This window comes from Streptomyces gardneri (assembly GCF_006539185.1).
Classification (GTDB): Bacteria; Actinomycetota; Actinomycetes; order Streptomycetales; family Streptomycetaceae; genus Streptomyces; species Streptomyces gardneri.
On record NZ_BJMN01000010.1, the window covers coordinates 97,951 to 113,786 of the forward strand.

General features: G+C 72.3%; 11 protein-coding genes and 2 pseudogenes. 6 read left to right on the forward strand and 7 right to left on the reverse strand.

Features of this window, described 5'->3' with window-relative positions; all coding sequences use genetic code 11:
* Positions 1 to 15: 15 nt before the first annotated feature.
* Positions 16 to 2,010, reverse strand: coding sequence for a SpoIIE family protein phosphatase (locus SGA01_RS07160; protein WP_141294451.1), 1,995 nt, complete (start codon positions 2,008 to 2,010; stop codon positions 16 to 18).
* 260 nt (positions 2,011 to 2,270) lie between these two features.
* On the opposite strand from SGA01_RS07160, the gene SGA01_RS07165 reads away from it, so the two are divergent.
* The gene (locus tag SGA01_RS07165; RefSeq protein WP_141294453.1) at positions 2,271 to 2,948 is read left to right on the forward strand and encodes a DUF5701 family protein; all 678 of its coding nucleotides are present in this window, start codon (positions 2,271 to 2,273) and stop codon (positions 2,946 to 2,948) included.
* 39 nt (positions 2,949 to 2,987) lie between these two features.
* Here SGA01_RS07165 and SGA01_RS07170 read toward each other — a convergent pair whose 3' ends face one another.
* On the reverse strand, positions 2,988 to 3,923 hold the full coding sequence (locus SGA01_RS07170; RefSeq protein ID WP_141294455.1) for an AraC family transcriptional regulator: 936 nt from the start codon (positions 3,921 to 3,923) through the stop codon (positions 2,988 to 2,990).
* Positions 3,924 to 4,012: 89 nt separating this feature from the next.
* Between SGA01_RS07170 and SGA01_RS07175 the strand changes: the two genes are divergently transcribed.
* The 4 genes and pseudogenes from SGA01_RS07175 to SGA01_RS07190 all read left to right on the forward strand — a co-directional run.
* Positions 4,013 to 4,945, forward strand: a complete 933-nt coding sequence (locus SGA01_RS07175; protein WP_218037824.1) for an NADP-dependent oxidoreductase — start codon at positions 4,013 to 4,015, stop codon at positions 4,943 to 4,945.
* Between the two features lie 145 nt (positions 4,946 to 5,090).
* Positions 5,091 to 5,969: an antibiotic ABC transporter ATP-binding protein gene (locus tag SGA01_RS07180; protein ID WP_141294457.1), complete on the forward strand. Its 879-nt coding sequence runs from the start codon at positions 5,091 to 5,093 to the stop codon at positions 5,967 to 5,969.
* Between the two features lie 122 nt (positions 5,970 to 6,091).
* Positions 6,092 to 10,333: a caspase family protein gene (locus tag SGA01_RS07185; protein ID WP_141294459.1), complete on the forward strand. Its 4,242-nt coding sequence runs from the start codon at positions 6,092 to 6,094 to the stop codon at positions 10,331 to 10,333.
* A gap of 295 nt (positions 10,334 to 10,628) precedes the next feature.
* Positions 10,629 to 10,877, forward strand: a pseudogene (locus SGA01_RS07190) (transposase); the annotation flags it as partial.
* A 567-nt stretch (positions 10,878 to 11,444) separates the two neighbouring features.
* Here SGA01_RS07190 and SGA01_RS07195 read toward each other — a convergent pair.
* On the reverse strand, positions 11,445 to 12,854 hold the full coding sequence (locus SGA01_RS07195) for an erythromycin esterase family protein (protein WP_141294461.1): 1,410 nt from the start codon (positions 12,852 to 12,854) through the stop codon (positions 11,445 to 11,447).
* Between the two features lie 337 nt (positions 12,855 to 13,191).
* Positions 13,192 to 13,386 (reverse strand): hypothetical protein, encoded by a 195-nt coding sequence (locus tag SGA01_RS42795; RefSeq protein ID WP_371866008.1) that lies wholly within the window; start codon positions 13,384 to 13,386, stop codon positions 13,192 to 13,194.
* 399 nt (positions 13,387 to 13,785) lie between these two features.
* On the opposite strand from SGA01_RS42795, the gene SGA01_RS07205 reads away from it, so the two are divergent.
* Positions 13,786 to 15,006 carry an alpha/beta hydrolase gene (locus SGA01_RS07205; RefSeq protein ID WP_141294463.1) on the forward strand — a complete coding sequence of 407 codons (1,221 nt, stop codon included), beginning with the start codon at positions 13,786 to 13,788 and terminating at the stop codon, positions 15,004 to 15,006.
* 146 nt (positions 15,007 to 15,152) lie between these two features.
* Here SGA01_RS07205 and SGA01_RS40920 read toward each other — a convergent pair whose 3' ends face one another.
* From SGA01_RS40920 to SGA01_RS42800, 3 genes and pseudogenes are all read right to left on the reverse strand, one after another.
* Entirely contained in the window at positions 15,153 to 15,314 is a 162-nt protein-coding gene (locus SGA01_RS40920) for a hypothetical protein (protein ID WP_167534033.1), read from the reverse strand.
* 109 nt (positions 15,315 to 15,423) lie between these two features.
* Positions 15,424 to 15,705, reverse strand: coding sequence for a transposase (locus SGA01_RS40925; protein ID WP_167534034.1), 282 nt, complete (start codon positions 15,703 to 15,705; stop codon positions 15,424 to 15,426).
* Between the two features lie 38 nt (positions 15,706 to 15,743).
* A pseudogene (locus tag SGA01_RS42800) lies at positions 15,744 to 15,815 on the reverse strand (hypothetical protein); the annotation flags it as partial.
* Positions 15,816 to 15,836 lie beyond the last annotated feature (21 nt).

Genomic DNA, 15,836 nt, shown 5'->3' on the forward strand with positions numbered 1-15,836 from the left:
CTGCGGAATGTGACCTTACGGCGACTCGGGTGAATCGGCGCGGAAGGCGATCATCGCGGTGTCGTCGCGGTGGTCGGAGAGGCTCTGGAGTCCGTGCAGCAGCTCGGGCAGCGCCGCCCGTCGGTGGCGGGCCGCCGCGCGGGCGAGTCGCCGCTGGCCGTCGGCGAACGGGGCGGTGGGGGTCTCGACCAGGCCGTCCGTGTAGAGCAGGAGGGTGTCCCCCGCACCGAGGACGCGGGTGTGGGTGCTGCGCGGGACGCTGAGGTCGACACAGAGCGGCAGGTCCTCCTGCGTACCGTCGAGGAAGAGCGGGCCGCCGTGGGCCGGGATCAGCAGGGGCGGCGGGTGACCGGCGTTGGACCAGCTCACGTGCCACCGGAGGTCGGGCAGTCGCCGTAGCTGGGTGTGGACGGCCGTCGCGAAGGACGCCGCGCCCAGGCCCTCGGCCGCCTCGTCGAACCGGGCGAGCACGTCCGCCGGGGTGGCGCCGGGCCCGCGGCTGTAGGCCAGGGCGCGGAGCATGTTGCGCATCTGGGTCATCGCGGTGGCGGCGGCTAGGTCATGGCCCACGACGTCGCCCACGTCGAGGACGAGCGTGCCGTCGGGCAGGAGGAAGGCGTCGTACCAGTCCCCGCCGATCTCGTTGGCGGAGCTGGCGGGCTGGTAGGAGGCCGCCAGGCTCGCCCCGCCGACGGTGGGCGGCCGGGTGAGCTGGGCGCGCTGGAGGGCGAGCGCGGTCCGCCGGGCGCTCTGGAGGTCGAGTGCCTTGCGGATCGGCTGCTGGGCGTGGTGGAGGACCTCGCGCAGCAGCTCGGTCTCGGTCGGGCCGAGGGTCGGCGTGTCGCCGTTGGTGCTGGTGGCCGCGTAGCCGAGGACGATGTCGTCGACGACCAGCGGGATGAGGGTGACGCTGGTGGCCCCCGAGGCGGCGAGCCACCGTTCCGTGACGGCCGGCAGGAGCTCGGCCGGTACGGGACCGCCGACGGGGATGCCGAAGGTGCGGGGGACACGGGACTCCAGGACCTCGCGGACCTTACGGGTGACCGTGACGCTCTGCCCGAGCAGGGCCGGCGGCGCCGGCAGTCCGGGACGGGTGGCGGAGGCGACCCGGCGGGCGGTGACGGGGGCGTGCTCGGGCAGCGGCCACTCCTCGTGGGAGAGCAGCAGGATGAGGCAGGCGTCGGTCAGTTCGGGCACGACGATCTTCACCACCTCGCCGAAGGCCTCCCCCAGGCTCTGCCCCGTGACGGTGGCGACCCGGGCGAGGAGCCGCTCGCGCAGCTGGGCGCGCCAGGTGTCCTCGATGTCGACGGTGGCGGCGATCCACTCGGCGACCCGGCCCTCCCGCAGGACGGGGACGCCGCGCGTGGACAGATGGCGGTACGAGCCGTCGGCGGCGCGCACGCGGAAGGTGCACTGGAAGACGCCGCCGGCCCCGCGCGTCGCGGCGTCGCGCCAGCACGCGCCGAGCCTGTCGCGGTCGCGGGGGTGGACGTGCGCGTACCAGCCCGTGTCGGCGCGCGGATGCCAGGGGGCGCCGGTCAGCCGCTCCCAGCCGGGGACGATCTCCTCCATGGCCCCGTCGGCGTGCACGACCCAGATCATCACCGACACGGCCGAGACCAGGGCCCGGTACCGCTGGAGGGCGAAGGTCTCGGTGGTGGTGTCCATCGCCACCACGAGGATCCCGTCGCCCTCCTGGGTGGTCACGGGGCTGCACGAGTACACGAAGTACCGCGACTGCGCGGGCGCGTCCGGGTCGGGCTCGCGCGCGCCGGTGACCTGGCGGGCCCGCCCCGTCGCCCGCACCTCGTCCAGGACGGACAGGAACCGCCAGCCGTCGGGGTCCGCGAACGCCTCCCGGGCGGGCAGCCCCACCTGCCGGGCGCCGAACATCCTCGTGAAGGCGGCGTTGGTGTAGAGGAGCCGGCCCTCGGGGCCCGCGAGCAGCGCGACGGCGGCGACGGCACCGTCGAAGACCGCCGGGTCCACGGGCGGCGCTGGGCTCATCCCGGTCCCCTCGGGGCGCGTCCCGGATCCGTCGTCACCACGGTTTCCAGCCTGCTGGAGCGACGGCGGGGCGGCGAGGCGGGCCGACCCGATCGAGTGAGCTCCGGCGGCGGTCCGGAGGAATCGGCGGGGCACGGCGGTGACGGCCGGTGCGCACGGGAGGAGTCGCCGCGGGCGGGGAACGTTCCCGCAGGCCGCTCCGTTGACCTCAGGTCCGCCTCTCCCCACCGCGTACCCCGTACGCCAAACCGAGGAGTCCCTTGCCCGTCACGCCGCCCACCGCGCCCCTGCCCCCGCTCCCTTCGCTCGCCGCGCAGGCCGAGCGTCTGATCGAGCTGGGGGTGCACGAGATCGCCGGGGTCTCCGCCGACGCGCTGCGGACCTTCGCCTCCGAAGCGGCCGAAGCGGTCGAAGCGGCCGAAGGCGACGACGGCGGCGCCCTGCTCGCCGTACACCCGGACCGCGCTCCGGCCTCGGCGCTCGCCCCGCTCCTCCGGCGCGCCGACAAGCCCGGCTTCGTCGTGGTCGACATGCCCGACGTCGACGACTTCGCCCCGTCCGGCATCGAGCTCCCCGACGCACCGTTCTACCTGGTCACCGGCGTCGACCGCGGTGACCGCATGTCGAACTGGAGCCCGGACGAGGCGCTGCCCGCGCTCACCGAGGAGAAGCGCACCCCGCTCGTGCTCACCGAGGGCATCCACTGGGTGCTCCAGCAGCCGGCCGCCCTCGAACGCAACCTCTGCTTCATGACGATCGGCTCCCGGCTGCGCAAGGCGAACGGCGCCATGGACGCTCGTACCCCGGCGATCTGGATCAGCAACGGCACGGGAAGGGACGGCCGCGAGCGGCGCGACGCCCCGAAGGTCGGCTGGTGCTGGTGGGGCAACCGCCACACCTGGCTGGGCTTCGCCTCGACGACGGGACGTGAGAGCTAGGACGCGTCTTGGCGGGGAGCCCGGGCCCGCCGCTCCGGATCAGCTCTTCCGCCGGTAGGCGCCGGGTGGGGTCCCGTGCGTGCGTTTGAACGCGTGGGCGAAGGCGAACTCGGAGGTGTAGCCCACCTGGGCGGCGATGGATCGCAGCGGTGCGTCCGAGGTCCGCAGCAGGCGCGCTGCCGTGGTCATGCGCCACCAGGTCAGGTAGCCGAGGGGCGGTTGGCCGATCAGCAGGGCGAAGCGTTTGGCGAAGGGTGCCCTGGAGAGCCCGGCTTCCGCGGCGAGTTCCGCCACGGTCCAGGGTGCCGCCGGGTCTCGGTGCATGGCGTGGAGCGCGGCGGTGACGGGCGGGTCGTTCAGCGCGGCGGCCCATCCCGTGGTGTTCTCTCCGGCCGGCTGTTCCTTGAACCAGATGCGCAGGATGTACAGCAGGAGTGTGTCCAGGAGCGCGGGGACGACCGCGTCCGTGCCCAGGCGCGGGTTCTCCAACTCGGCGGCCAGCAGCGCCACGGCCGAACTCAACTCGGGACGGCGATCCGAGTGTGCCGGCAGGTGGATCAGGTCCGGGAGGGTCAGCAGCAGCGGGTGCGTGCGGGACGGGTCGAGCTCGTAGGCCCCGCAGAGCACGACGGTGACCGCACCGCCGTCGCCGCTCCGGTCGACACTGCTCGAGGCGTAGGCGGCGTACGGCTCGTGGTCGTCGGGGCCGCAGGCCGGAGCCGTCACCGGGGTTTCGGGGCTGTCGGCCAGGGTGTGCCCGCGGCCGTGGGGCAGAAACACCACGTCACCCACGCCCAGTCGGATGCTCTCCGCGTCCGGGGACCGCAGCCAGCAGGAACCCCGCAGGATCACCTGGAAGCCGGCCGACCCGGGGACGGAGGCGAACTCCTGACCCCACGGGGCGTGCCACCGCACATGCGCCGACCGGGGCCGACCGGTCCGGGTCACCGCGAGCACGTCGCTGAGCACATCCATGCGCCGAGACTACGGGCACGAGACGCTCGCGTATGAACGGGGCCGTCTGACGCATGGATTGTCTCCGTGGGCGGTCATAGGTTCGCGGTATGACGATGATGAAGACCGCGCGCATCCATGAGTACGGCGATTCCTCCGTGATCCGTTCCGACGCTGTTCCCCGTCCGCGCCCCGCCCACGGTGAGGTGCTCGTCCGTGTCGCGGCGACCTCGTTCAATCCGACCGAGGCCGCTCTGCGCGCCGGGCTGCTGCGGGCGTTCTTTCCCCTGGGCCTGCCCTACACGCTCGGCTGGGACGTCGCCGGGACCGTGGTCGAGATCGGTGCGGGGGCGGAGGGCTTCGCCGTCGGCGACCGGGTCATCGGGCGGCTCGACGGCGGGGGCGCGGCTGCCGAGTACGTCCGGACGCCCGCCGACGTGCTGGTCGCGGCGCCGACGTCCGTCCCTCTCGCGACCGCTGCGGCTCTTCCCGTCGCCGGCCTGACGGCCTGGCAGGCAGTCTTCGAGCACGGGAAGGTCACCGCTGGTCAGCGGGTACTGGTCAACGGTGCGGGGGGTGGCGTCGGAGGCTTCGTGACGCAACTGGCCAAGCACGCCGGAGCAGAGGTGATCGCCACGGCCGGTCCGCGGAGCACCACGGCGGTCCTGGGGCAGGGGGCGGACCACGTGATCGACTACACCGCCGGGCCGGTGGGCGCCGCGCTCGACGGTCCGGTGGACACCCTGCTCAATCTGGTCCCGCTGAGCCCGTCGGACGCCGCGGCTCTGGTGCCTCTGGTGCGGCGCGGCGGGAGGATCATCTCGATCGCCACCCCGATCGAACCGGCTGCCGACACCGGCGTGAGCGCGATGCACATGGTCGCCCGGAACGATGCCGCACAGCTCGCGGCCCTCGTGGAACTCGTCGACGCGGCCGCGCTCGGCATCGACATCAGCGCGTCACGTCCCCTGGAAGACCTCGCGGACGTCCATCGCCTCAGCGAAGGCGGGCAGATCCGCGGCAAGGTCGTCCTCATTCCCTGAGCCCCTGGCGGCCCGACCGTGACACACCGGACTCCGCGCTCCGGGCGTTCCGTGTGCGCGTGGACGCCAACTGCGCCTCCCCTCCTGCGTTTTCGCCTTCTCGGCCGTACCGTGGGAAGCGGCATGATCCTCAGGGGGGAGCGGCATGGCGAAGGTCGTGGTGGTGCACGGGATCGGGCAGCAGTTCCTCGGGCCGGCCCAGATGCATCGTGAGGTGGCACCCGCCCTGCGGGACGGCGTACGGCTGGCCGACGGGCCGACACCGGCCGCCGAGGACATCGCCTGCGCCTTCTACGGGGATCTGTACTTCGAGAAGGGCACCCGGTCGGCCGACCTGCCGCCGTGGGACGAGACCGATGTCGAGGACGGGCTCGAAATGGAGCTCCTCATGGCCTGGTGGGAGCAGGCGGCCCTCGTCGACCCGGCAGTACTCCCTCCCGAACAGGAGGGCACCCGGGGCCTGTTGGGGTTCGGTGTGGCCCAGATGCTGCGCTTCGAGCTCGTACGGTCGGCACTGGACGCCCTGGCCGGGTCACGGTTCTTCGGCAAGGTCTCGGACCGCTCGCTGATCTTCACGCTCAAGCAGGTCCGCCGATACCTCACGGAGCCGGAGCTCCGCCTCGCGGCCCAGGCGCGGGTCGCCGACGAGATCGGGGACGACACGAGGGTGCTGGTGGCGCACTCGCTGGGATCGGTCGTGGCCTACGAGGCGCTCTGCGCGCACCCCGAGTGGCCGGTGACCGACTTCGTCACCCTGGGCTCGCCGCTGGGGCTCCAGGGGATCGTCTTCGACCGTCTCCTGCCCGGTCCCGTGGACGGTGTCGGGGGCTGGCCCGGGCCGGTCCGGCGGTGGACGAACGTCGCGGATCCGGGCGACATCGTGGCGGTCGTCAACGAGCTGGCGACCCGCTTCGGCGATGGCGTGCGGGACGAACGGATCACCAACGGCACCCGGATGCACGACCTGACGCGCTACCTCTCCGCGCCGAAGACGGGTGCGGCGATCGGGCTGCCGCTGCGGTGACAACGGGGCGGGGGTGGGTGTAGCTTCGCCGAACTCCCGTTATCTCAGGGGTATTTGGGGTTTGAGCACATGCCCCCTGGCGGTATCCCCCCTCCACGTCGAGTCCCGGGGGGTGACTGGACATGGCATACGCCATGACGGCTGGGGTGGGGGCAGAGGACGCCGGGCGCCGGTTCCTGCTCACGGTCGGAGTGCGCCACTACCAGGACGAGACCATCAGCGACCTCACCGGCGTCACCGCCGACGTCGAGAAGGTCCGGGGACTCTTCCGTCCCATGGGCTACGAGACGGTGCTGCCCGCACTCTCCACCGATCCCACGGCGGACGAGGTCCGGCGCGGGATCGACCGGTGGACCACCGCCGCCGAGCTCGGTCCGCGTGATGTGGTGCTCCTCTACTTCGCGGGTCACGGCGTCCACAGCGTCGACCGCCACTACCTGCTCTTCTCCGACACCGAACGCGGCCTGTGGGACGGGACGGCCCTGGCCAGCGAGGACTTCGGCAGGCCCCTCATCCGCAGCGCGGTCGGTCATCTCCTCATCGTCCTCGACACCTGTTTCGCCGGGGCGGGCACCGCCGACATCACCTCGCTCGCCGCCTCCCTGGCCCGTACGAGGTCCCCGGAGCCGGCCGGGCGCTGGCTGATGGCCGCCGCGCGCGGCAAGGAGCGCGCGACGGAGAACGCCTTCGTCAGCGCCCTCACCCATGTCCTCGCCCACCCCAAGGCCGGCGCGCGGCAGGAGTTCGTGAGCGTCCGGGACGTGACCCGCGGCATCAACGGCTACTTCGCCGAGCACCACCCCGCCCAGCACGCCCGGTACACCACCGTGGACAGCGACGGGCACGCGCCCTTCTTCCCCAATCCGGCCTTCCTCCCCGGCCTTCCCGCCAACGACCTGGACGTCCGGACGATGGCCCGACTGCGGCAGGAGAGCCGCGGTCACTTCGACCCGCGCGGACGGGGAGTCGGGCACGCCGCGGAGGCGGGGGACTTCTTCCGGGGCCGCAGGGCCGCGCTGGCCTCCATCGCCGCCTGGCTGGCGGCCGACACCCACGACCGCCGGGCGAAGGTGGTCACCGGGGATCCCGGTTCGGGCAAGTCCGCCGTCCTCGGCAGGGTGTTGCGGCTGTCCGATCCCGACGAACGGAGCACGACCGTCGCGGCGGACGACACCCTCCCGCCCGGCAACCCCGAGGTCCTCGCCCTGCACGCCCGGCGCCGCACCTGCGAGGAGCTCACCGCCCGGATGGCGGCGGCGCTGGGACTGCCGACCGCCTCGCTCGACGAGCTCCTCCAGGGGGTCAGCGAGCGGCAGCGCCCCCTGACGGTGGTCATCGACGCCCTCGACGAGGCCGGCCCGGCCGGCGACGCGACCGAGGCCAAGCGGGTCGCCCGTGAGCTGTGCCTGCCGCTGTCCACGCTGCCCGCCGTGCGGCTGCTGATCGGCACTCGGCGGCCGGTCGTGCCCCACCTGGGCCGCGCGGTCGACGTCCTCGATCTCGACGTCGAGCGGTGGAACGAGCCCTCGGACATGATCGAGTACGCGTCGGACCTCATCCTCGGCGGAGGTCCGGCCGACACCGACGGCTCAGGACCGCCCCCGGCACCAGGGGCGGAACCGGATCCGGCCCGTGTCGCCTGGGCCTCGCTCGTGGCCCGCGGGATCGCCGCCCGGGCGGGGAACTGCTTCCTCGTGGCCCGGATGACCGCGCGGGCCGTGGTCGACGGCCGGCTGGACATCGACGTGACGCGGCCGGGGTGGGAGGAGCTGCTGCCCCGGGACGCCGTCGACGCCTTCGACGCCTATCTGGACTCCTTCGGCGACTCGGCCCGGCTCGTCCGCAGACTGCTGCGCCCGCTGGCCTACGCCCAGGGGCGGGGGCTGCCCTGGTCCACGGTGTGGGCACCCGTCGCCGCGGCGCTGTCGGGCAAGAGCTGCAGCGACGAGGACGTCCAGTGGCTGCTGGAGACGGCCGGCTCCTACATCATCGAGGAGTCCACCTCGTACGGCTCCGCCTACCGCCTCTTCCACGAGTCGCTGGCCTCGGCGCTCCGGAGCCCCGGCCGTGACGCGGAGGCCCACCAAAGCATCGCCGGGGCGCTGACGGCGGACGTCACGGTCGATCCGTGGACCGGCGAGCGCGAGTGGGGCACCGCACACGGCTACATCAAGGAGCATCTCGCCGCGCACGCGGCGGCCGGAGGGGCCCTCGACCCGCTCCTCCAGGACACCGACTACCTGATCCACGCACGTCCCGACGCCCTGGTCCGGGTCCTCGGCCAGGCACGCGGTTCCGCCGCGCGCCGCGCGGCCGGCATCTACCGGGCCTCCGTCAGCATCCACCGCCGGGTGTCGCCGCAGGAGCGGAGCGACGTACTCGCCATCGACGCGGCCCGGTCCCGGCAGCCGGTGCTGTCCGAGCGGTTCGCCCGCTCCCGCCCGTGGAAGCCCCGTTGGGCGACGACGGGCCTCGCGCAGGGTCCGGCGTCCAGCGGGCACACCGAGCCGGTGCACGCCGTGTCCAGCGGGACCTTCGGCGGCCGGCTGCACATCGTCACCGCCAGCCACGACGAGACGGTCCGGGTCTGGGAGCTCCCCGATCTCATGACGCCCGAGCTGCGCGCGACCCTGTCGGGACACCGCGCGCCGGTCCGTGCCCTCGCGACGGCGGAGGTGGGCGGCAACCGGTGCGTCCTGACGGGTGCCAGCGACCACACGGTCCGGCTGTGGAACCTGTCCGACCCCTCCGACCCCGCTCTCCTCGCCGTGCTCGAAGGGCACACCGGCCCCGTACGGTCGATCGCCTCCGTCGCCCTCGACGGCCGGCCGCACGCGCTGACGGCGAGCGACGACGGATCCGTCGTCCTGTGGGACCTGGACGTGCGGCGCCGGCGTGCCACGCTCACCGGTCACGACAGCGGGGTGCGGTCCGTGGACTGCGCGGTTCTGGACGGCCGGCCGATCGCGGTGACCGCCGGCCACGACGGGACGGTGCGGGCCTGGGATCTCGCGGACGGCGCCGGCGGCCACGAGTCGCGCGTGCTGTTCACCGGTTCGCGCCCGGTGCTCTGCGTGGCGTGGACCGTGGTCGACGGCTCCCCCGCGGTGGTCCACGGCGATCACAGCGGTCTCGTCCGGCTGCAGTCCCTGTCCGGCGACGGCGAACCCGTCACCGGAGAACCCGTGCACCTCAGCGGCCACACCGGCCCCGTGCGCGCGGTGTCCTGCACCACGCTGGACGGGCGTCCGCACGCCGTCACGGCCGCCGACGACGGGACCGTACGGATCTGGAATCTGTCCACCCACGAGACCCGGTCCGTCCTGTCCGCGAAGAACGAGTGGGTCCGCGGTCTGGAGGTCTTCCACGTCGCCGGGAACCCGTACGCCTTCGCCCGGCCCGACGACCACACCACGCGCCTGTGGGACCTCCGCACGGGAACGATGCGCGCGACCCTGAGCGGGCGCAGCAGTTGGGTCCGCACGGTCACCCCGGTGCGGACCGGCGGGGGACGGCACCTGCTCGTCGGAGGTGACGACCGTACGGCGCGGGTGTGGGACGTGGGAGGGGAGCCGTTCTCCGGCGCGGAGCCGGTCGCGACGTTCCAGGACCACACCGACTGGGTCCGTGCCTCCGACTCGATCGAGGTCGACGGCGTCGCGTTGGCGGTGACGGGAGGGAACGACGGCACCCTGCGCGTGTGGGAGCACCACACCGGGCTTCCCCGGCATGTGCTCCAGGGGCACTCCGGTTGCGTACGCGGTGTGGCCTGCGCCGTCGTGGACGGTCGTCCCGCGGCGGTGACGGTGGGCGAGGACCGCACCGTGCGGGTGTGGGACGTGCGGACGGGCGCGGCGCTCTTCACCCTGCCCGGCCACGACGACTGGGTGTGCGCGGTCTCCTGCACCACGGTCGGCGGTGTGCCGTTCGCGGTGACGGCCGGGGACGACGCGACGGTCAGACTCTGGGACCTGCGGAACCGCGAGGGGACGGCGGTGCTGCGCGGGCACCAGGGGTGGGTGCGGGCCGTCGCCTGTCTCGATGTCGACGGCCGCCCCCACGCGGTGACCGCCGGCCACGACGGGACCCTGCGGCTCTGGGACCTGGCGTCGCCGCGTCACGCGGCCCGGATCGCGGAGGGTTCCGGCCCGCTGTGGGCCGTGGCGTCGGGCGTCTGGCAGGGGCAGCCGCACGTCGTGGCCACCGGCCGCGACCGTGTCGTCCGTGTGTGGCGGCTCCAGGACCGGGGCCTCGTCTCCCAGGTCCGGCTGCCCCTCACGTGCGACACGCTCGCGGTCGCGGACCGGGACCTCGTCCTGGGTATGCGCAGCGACACGGTGGTGCTGTCACCGGCCGACGTCTGAGCGCTGTCCGCCGGATCACGGCCGGACGCGACCTAGGCAGTTTCGTTTGGATCAGTGGGACGTTGATCTGGGCGTGTCGCTGACCGATGCCCAATGGGCGCGGATCGAGCCGATACTTCCGGAGGACTACGGGGCCGGCTTCTGGGATCTGACCGCCGGGGGCGCGGAGCGCGGAATTGTGCGCGCTCATCAGCACGCCGCTGGAGCCCGCAAAAAGGGGCCTCAGTGGTCGAGCCGCACGATCACGTGATCGGCCGGTCACGCGGGGGACTGACCACGAAGATCCATCTTGTTGTACTCCTCTCGCGCGATCCGCGATCACTTGAGTAGGCGAGGCATCCGTGCGGTGATCCCCGTGCCGGCAGATCAACGTGGCCATCGGCTGCGGCGGGGCCGCCGGGGCGGGAGACCGCCTGCGTTCGACCGCGAGACCTACAAGCAGCGCAACACCGTCGAACGGTGCATCAACCGCCTGAAGCAGTGGCGCGGCATCGCCACGCGCTACGAGAAGACCGCGACCATCTACCTGGCCGGACTCCATGTTGCTGGGATCTTCCTTTTATCTGCCTGCTGGCTCAGGCAACCTGTCCGGTGTCAGCTGACGGGGATCGGTACACCCATTGTCAGCGGTGGCTGGCAGCATCACCGCTATGAGCGCCACATTTACCACCCAGCCGCGGCCTGGGGCGCCGACCGTGCACGACAGCTCCGTCGGCGGGCCGTTCCTGTGGCCCGCCGACGAGCCGTGGCCGTACTGCGAAGAACCGCACGACAGGCATGCGGCGCTCAGGATTTGACTCCCCGGACGACATCCGGCTCCGGCGCCACGTCCTCACCGCAGCGGCCGAGCGCCTTCGCCTCGATCCCGAGGCACCCGAGCGGCCCCCCGAGGAACAGGAGACCTTGGAACTTCACCTTGATCGACATCACCGGAGGCAACAACCTGCAGCTCCATGTCTGCCCGTCTTCTCCGTACCACCCCCACTTCGAACTGCTCCAGTGAGCTCGTGCGGAAGCCCTCCGCGCCGACGCCTACCCCACAATCGACACCGCGATCGACTCTCCGGTCAGCGGCCTTGGCCAACGATCGAAGATCCAAAACGACAGGCCCTCAGAGCGCGTCGGCCGCCCGGACCCGATGGAGGTGGATGAGGACGTCGTAGGCCCGGCCGAGGGCGAGGGTGGGCAAGGGGTCGGGGGTGAAGGTCGAGCCGGCGTCGTACACCGCCCGGGCACGGTCGAGCCAGGCGCGGGCCGCGCCGGGCGCGGTCCGCAGGTCGAGGTAGAAGTCCCGGGACCCGACCCGGTCCAGGACGTGCTCGTTCATGCCGGGGCGCGCCGCCGGGACGGTGACGGGCTTCCAGTCCCCGTCGAGGGAAGCATCCTTGGTGAGGAAGGAGCCGCCGGCGAAGCTGAAGCCGATGGCGGCGTAGCCGTTGCCCAGGCGGTCGCGCAGCACGGCGCCCTGGGTCCGCGGGTACATGTCCGGATGGGTCGAGAGGTATCCGACGTGGCCGTTGTGGGCCGAGAGAAGCATCTTGTGGCCGGTGTGGCGCTGCCACCACAGGACGTTGTCGGCCATGGCCTGGTCGCGCAGGCGCTCGGCGGCGGTGACCGAGGCCGGGTCGGCGAGGTCGAGGGTGGCGAAGGCGAAGGTCTGCGCGATGTTCCGGGCGTGCTGCACCGTCCACGCGGGGTCGTCGCCGCCGCCCTCCTGGTGCTCGGCGACCAGGTCGAGTGCCTCCTGGGCGCGTGCGGCGTTCTCCTCGCGCTCCGCGACCGGTTTGCGCAAGTAGCCGAAGATGTCGTCGAAGGGGCGCAGCCCGGCGTACAGCTCGGTGAGCCGGGGGAGTGCCTCGGGCCGGGTCCTGCCGACGGACGACAGCACGCGCTCGAAGATGTGGTCGCCGAGCTGGGGCGCCCCGAGGTCGTCCCCCATGAAGTGGACCCGGTGGTCGGGGTGGCGGCGGTTGTGCTCGCGCATCCAGGCGATCAGGCTGACGAACTCCTCACGCTCCCAAGGGGATCCGGCCAGCGTCTCCTGCGCGATCGTCCGCGGGTCGCCGGGACCGCCCTGGAGGTACTCGTCGATCCTGAGCCCCGCCGACCAGCTCATCTCCAGGGCGAAGGTGGTGAAGCCGCGCTCCTCGACAAGGTGCCGGAAGACGCGTTCCTTCATGGCGAAGAACTCGTGCGACCCGTGCGTGGCCTCGCCGAGACCCACCACCTTCGCGTCGCCGACCATGGTGCTCAGCGCCCGCAGGTCCGCGGTCCGGCCGCCGGGCTCCGTGGAACGCAGCGGGTGAGCGGACCGCTCCAGGGACCGTACGAGGGCCGTTTCCCGGTTCGCTGTCCCCGAGTCGGCGGACACGGCCGGTGCGGTGGGCTCGGGCGAGACCGCCCGCACGTCCGGTGCGGCGGCAGCCGTGGCAGCCGCGGGGACGGCCAGCGCCGTGGCGGCGAGGGCTCCCGTGAGTGCGAGAAACCCTCGGCGGCCGATCGTCTTCCTGTACCCGTGCATGCTGATCACTCCTTGCGTGTGGGGGCTTCCCGAGCCGATCAAGTGATCTTCGTGTGCTGTGGCGCGGACCGCCCTGGGGTTCCCCACCGACTTCCACCGGGGGACACCCCCACCGCACTTGGCCCACTACCCGGATGGTCCGGTGGATCTTGAACCGAGCAGGGTGGACGAACACATTCCGATTCACGAGGGAAGGAGCCCCCTGCGTCCGGCTTGAAGAGGTGGCCCGCCGCGCGGCGCGCATCACCGCCGTCGGCGCTCTCGCCGTCGCGACGTGCGCCACCTTGATGACCGGCAGCGCCGGAGCGATCGTCAACGGCACGGATTCCATGGAGCGCTACCCGTTCATGGCGTCGATCCCGGAGTCGGCCCCGAAGCAGGGGCTGTACGACGGTGCCTGCGGGGCGTCGCCGATCGATCCGCAGTGGGCGCTGACGGCGGCCCACCGCGTGCGGGGCGACGGCCTGGTGCTGGACGGCATCGTCCGGATCGGCAGCGAGGAGCGGAAGTCCGGGGGAACCGTCCGGGCCATCGAGCGGACAGAGGTTCACCCCGGCTTCGTGAGCGGTGACGGGAAGGGCGAACGACATCGCGCTGGTCCGCCTCGACCACCCGGTCACCGAGAAGCCCATCCGGATCGCGGAGCGGGCCGGGCCTCTACACCGATGTGCCCGCCTACGCGGACTGGATCCGGAAGGCCATCAGGGGCAACGCCTGAACCGGACAGCCGGCGACCGGAGACACCCACCGGCCTGTGTGGCGGCTACGCCGCTGCCCAGCTACGTCGGACGCTCTGAGCGCCCGGTGAAGATCGCGGTGAGGGGCGAAGCAACCGCGGGCCTCTTCGGACGTCTGTCGGAATGAAGCCCTCGTGTGGCGCCCGGGAGCTGCTGTCGGGCGCCACCGTTCACCCGTTCATGGAGACCGTCTCTTGAATCACCACGACACACCCACGACCCGCCGCCCGCTTCGATCCTGCGCACTCGCCGCGTCAACGGCGGCCCTCTTCGTGCCGCAGGCCCTGGCAGGGAGCCCCGCGTCCGCCGCGACCCCCGACGCTTCCGTCCAGGGGCCGCGGCGCGTCGCCGCCGTCACCTACGACCTGGGTGACCAGGCCTACCGGCTGCCGGGAACCGGGGAGCCGGTCGAGATCGCCGCGACCGTGCACTACCCGACGGATCTCGGCACCACACCGCGGCCCCTCATCGTCCAGCTGCACGGTTGGCACGAGACCTGTGCGGACCGGGAGGCAGCGGCGGCCCGGGCCGCCGCCGAACTCGCCCAGGACTGGGACGCGTACGAGGCCGCGAGCCGGAAGCTGTTCAGCTGGCCCTGCGCCCCTGGCACCCGCCCGATCGCCAACGAGCGCGGCTACGACTACCTGGGCGAGGAACTGGCCGCCCGCGGCTTCGTCGTGGTGTCCGTCCGCGCCAACGGCATCAACGCCTCGTCGGTGTCGGGCGACGAGAACGCCTCCGCACGGGCCGACCTGATCAACAAGCACCTTGCCCTCTGGCAACAGCTCAGTGCCTCAGGCCGCGGCGGTCTCGTCGGCGCGTTCCGCGACGCGGCCACGGGCAAGCCGCGACGCGTCGACTTCATGCGCCACGTCGACCTGAACAAGGTCGGCACCATGGGCCACTCCCGTGGCGGCGCGGGCGCGACATGGCAGGCGGCCGACCGTCACAAGGCCCAGTGGCCCGCCGGGGTCAAGATCAGGGCGGTCATGGCACTGGCCCCCGCCTACAACGTCATGACCGAGGACATGGCCGCGTACGAGATCACGCAGACCCCCGTGGCCGTGATGCGCGGGACCTGCGACGGCCAAGTCGGCCGTGAGGCCTTCTCCTTCGCCGCCGAAGCGACCGCCAGGAGCACCGCCGGGTTCCACCAGGTCGCGATACCCGGCGCGAACCACAACTACTTCAACACACGGTGGTCGCCGGAGAGCGGAGAGGTCGCCGCCGGCGACGATGCCGGTCACGACGACGGCCGCCCCGGCCAGTGCACCGAACCCGGTGGCTCCGCCTATGAGCCCCAACTGACCGAAGCCGCCCAACGCCGGGTCGGCGCGGCCTACACCGAAGCCTTCTTCCGGCGGTACCTCACCGACGGCAAGCGGTTCGAGGGCATGCCGACCGGTAAGCGGTAGAGCGACTGAGAGGCGCCTGACGGGCAGAAGCCCAGGACAGGCGCCTTTCAGCGACTGCTCCACGTGCCGGCGTCCACGGGCGTCGAGAGGCTTCATCACGCAGAGACGGACAGCGCGCTCGGGCGCGCCAGGCGCCGTGCGTCAAGTCATTCGGTGGTGACCAGATCGGCATACAGGGGCGCGAAGAGTTGCGCGATCCTCAGCGCCGGGGTGCCAGCGCGGAGGTACGCCTCGGCGATCTCTCTGTGCCCATCGACCTCCAGGAGGCGAGCGACTTCGGCCCGGTGCTGGGCGATGTGCGTGCGCAACTCCGTCATGGTCAGAGAGGTGCCTCGGGTGCGTCACCGGCCTGTCCGGCGGTGAGCACGAAGGCCAGTGGTCGGCAGTGGACATCGGAGGCGAGGTGGATCTTCGTGGTCAGTCCGCCGCGAGACCGGCCGATGGCCTTGTCATCGGGCTCGCCGGCCGGGGCCCTTTTCTGCGGGCCCCGGCTGCGTGCTGGTGAGCGCGCACGACAGTGGAGTCGACCGAGACGGCCCAGCTGAGGTCTTCCTCGGCGTCGGCCTGTGCGATGAGCGCGGTGAACACCCGTTCCCAGGTGCCGTCGATGGCCCACATCCGCAGCCTGTTGTAGACGCCCCTCCAGTTCCCGTACTTCTCGGGCAGGTGGACACACTGCGATCCGGTCTGGACTTCCACGCGATCTCGTCGATCACCTCACGGTGATCCCGCCACCGGCCACCCCGCTGCGGCGTCCGGTCTGGCAAAAACGGCTCGATCCGCGCCCACTGCGTGTCAGTCAACGGCACGCCCAGACCAGCGATCAGGTG

What these genes read in the sequence shown, in the direction of transcription:
- SGA01_RS07175 (WP_218037824.1), top strand. Translation starts at nt 4,013, where the DNA reads ATGACGATGATGAAGACCGCGCGCATCCATGAGTACGGCGATTCCTCC.
- SGA01_RS42795 (WP_371866008.1), bottom strand. Translation starts at nt 13,386, where the DNA reads ATGGCCCGGACGGTTCCCCCGGACTTCCGCTCCTCGCTGCCGATCCGG.
- SGA01_RS07160 (WP_141294451.1), bottom strand. Translation starts at nt 2,010, where the DNA reads ATGAGCCCAGCGCCGCCCGTGGACCCGGCGGTCTTCGACGGTGCCGTC.
- SGA01_RS07170 (WP_141294455.1), bottom strand. Translation starts at nt 3,923, where the DNA reads ATGGATGTGCTCAGCGACGTGCTCGCGGTGACCCGGACCGGTCGGCCC.
- SGA01_RS07195 (WP_141294461.1), bottom strand. Translation starts at nt 12,854, where the DNA reads ATGCACGGGTACAGGAAGACGATCGGCCGCCGAGGGTTTCTCGCACTC.
- SGA01_RS07185 (WP_141294459.1), top strand. Translation starts at nt 6,092, where the DNA reads ATGGCATACGCCATGACGGCTGGGGTGGGGGCAGAGGACGCCGGGCGC.
- SGA01_RS07180 (WP_141294457.1), top strand. Translation starts at nt 5,091, where the DNA reads ATGGCGAAGGTCGTGGTGGTGCACGGGATCGGGCAGCAGTTCCTCGGG.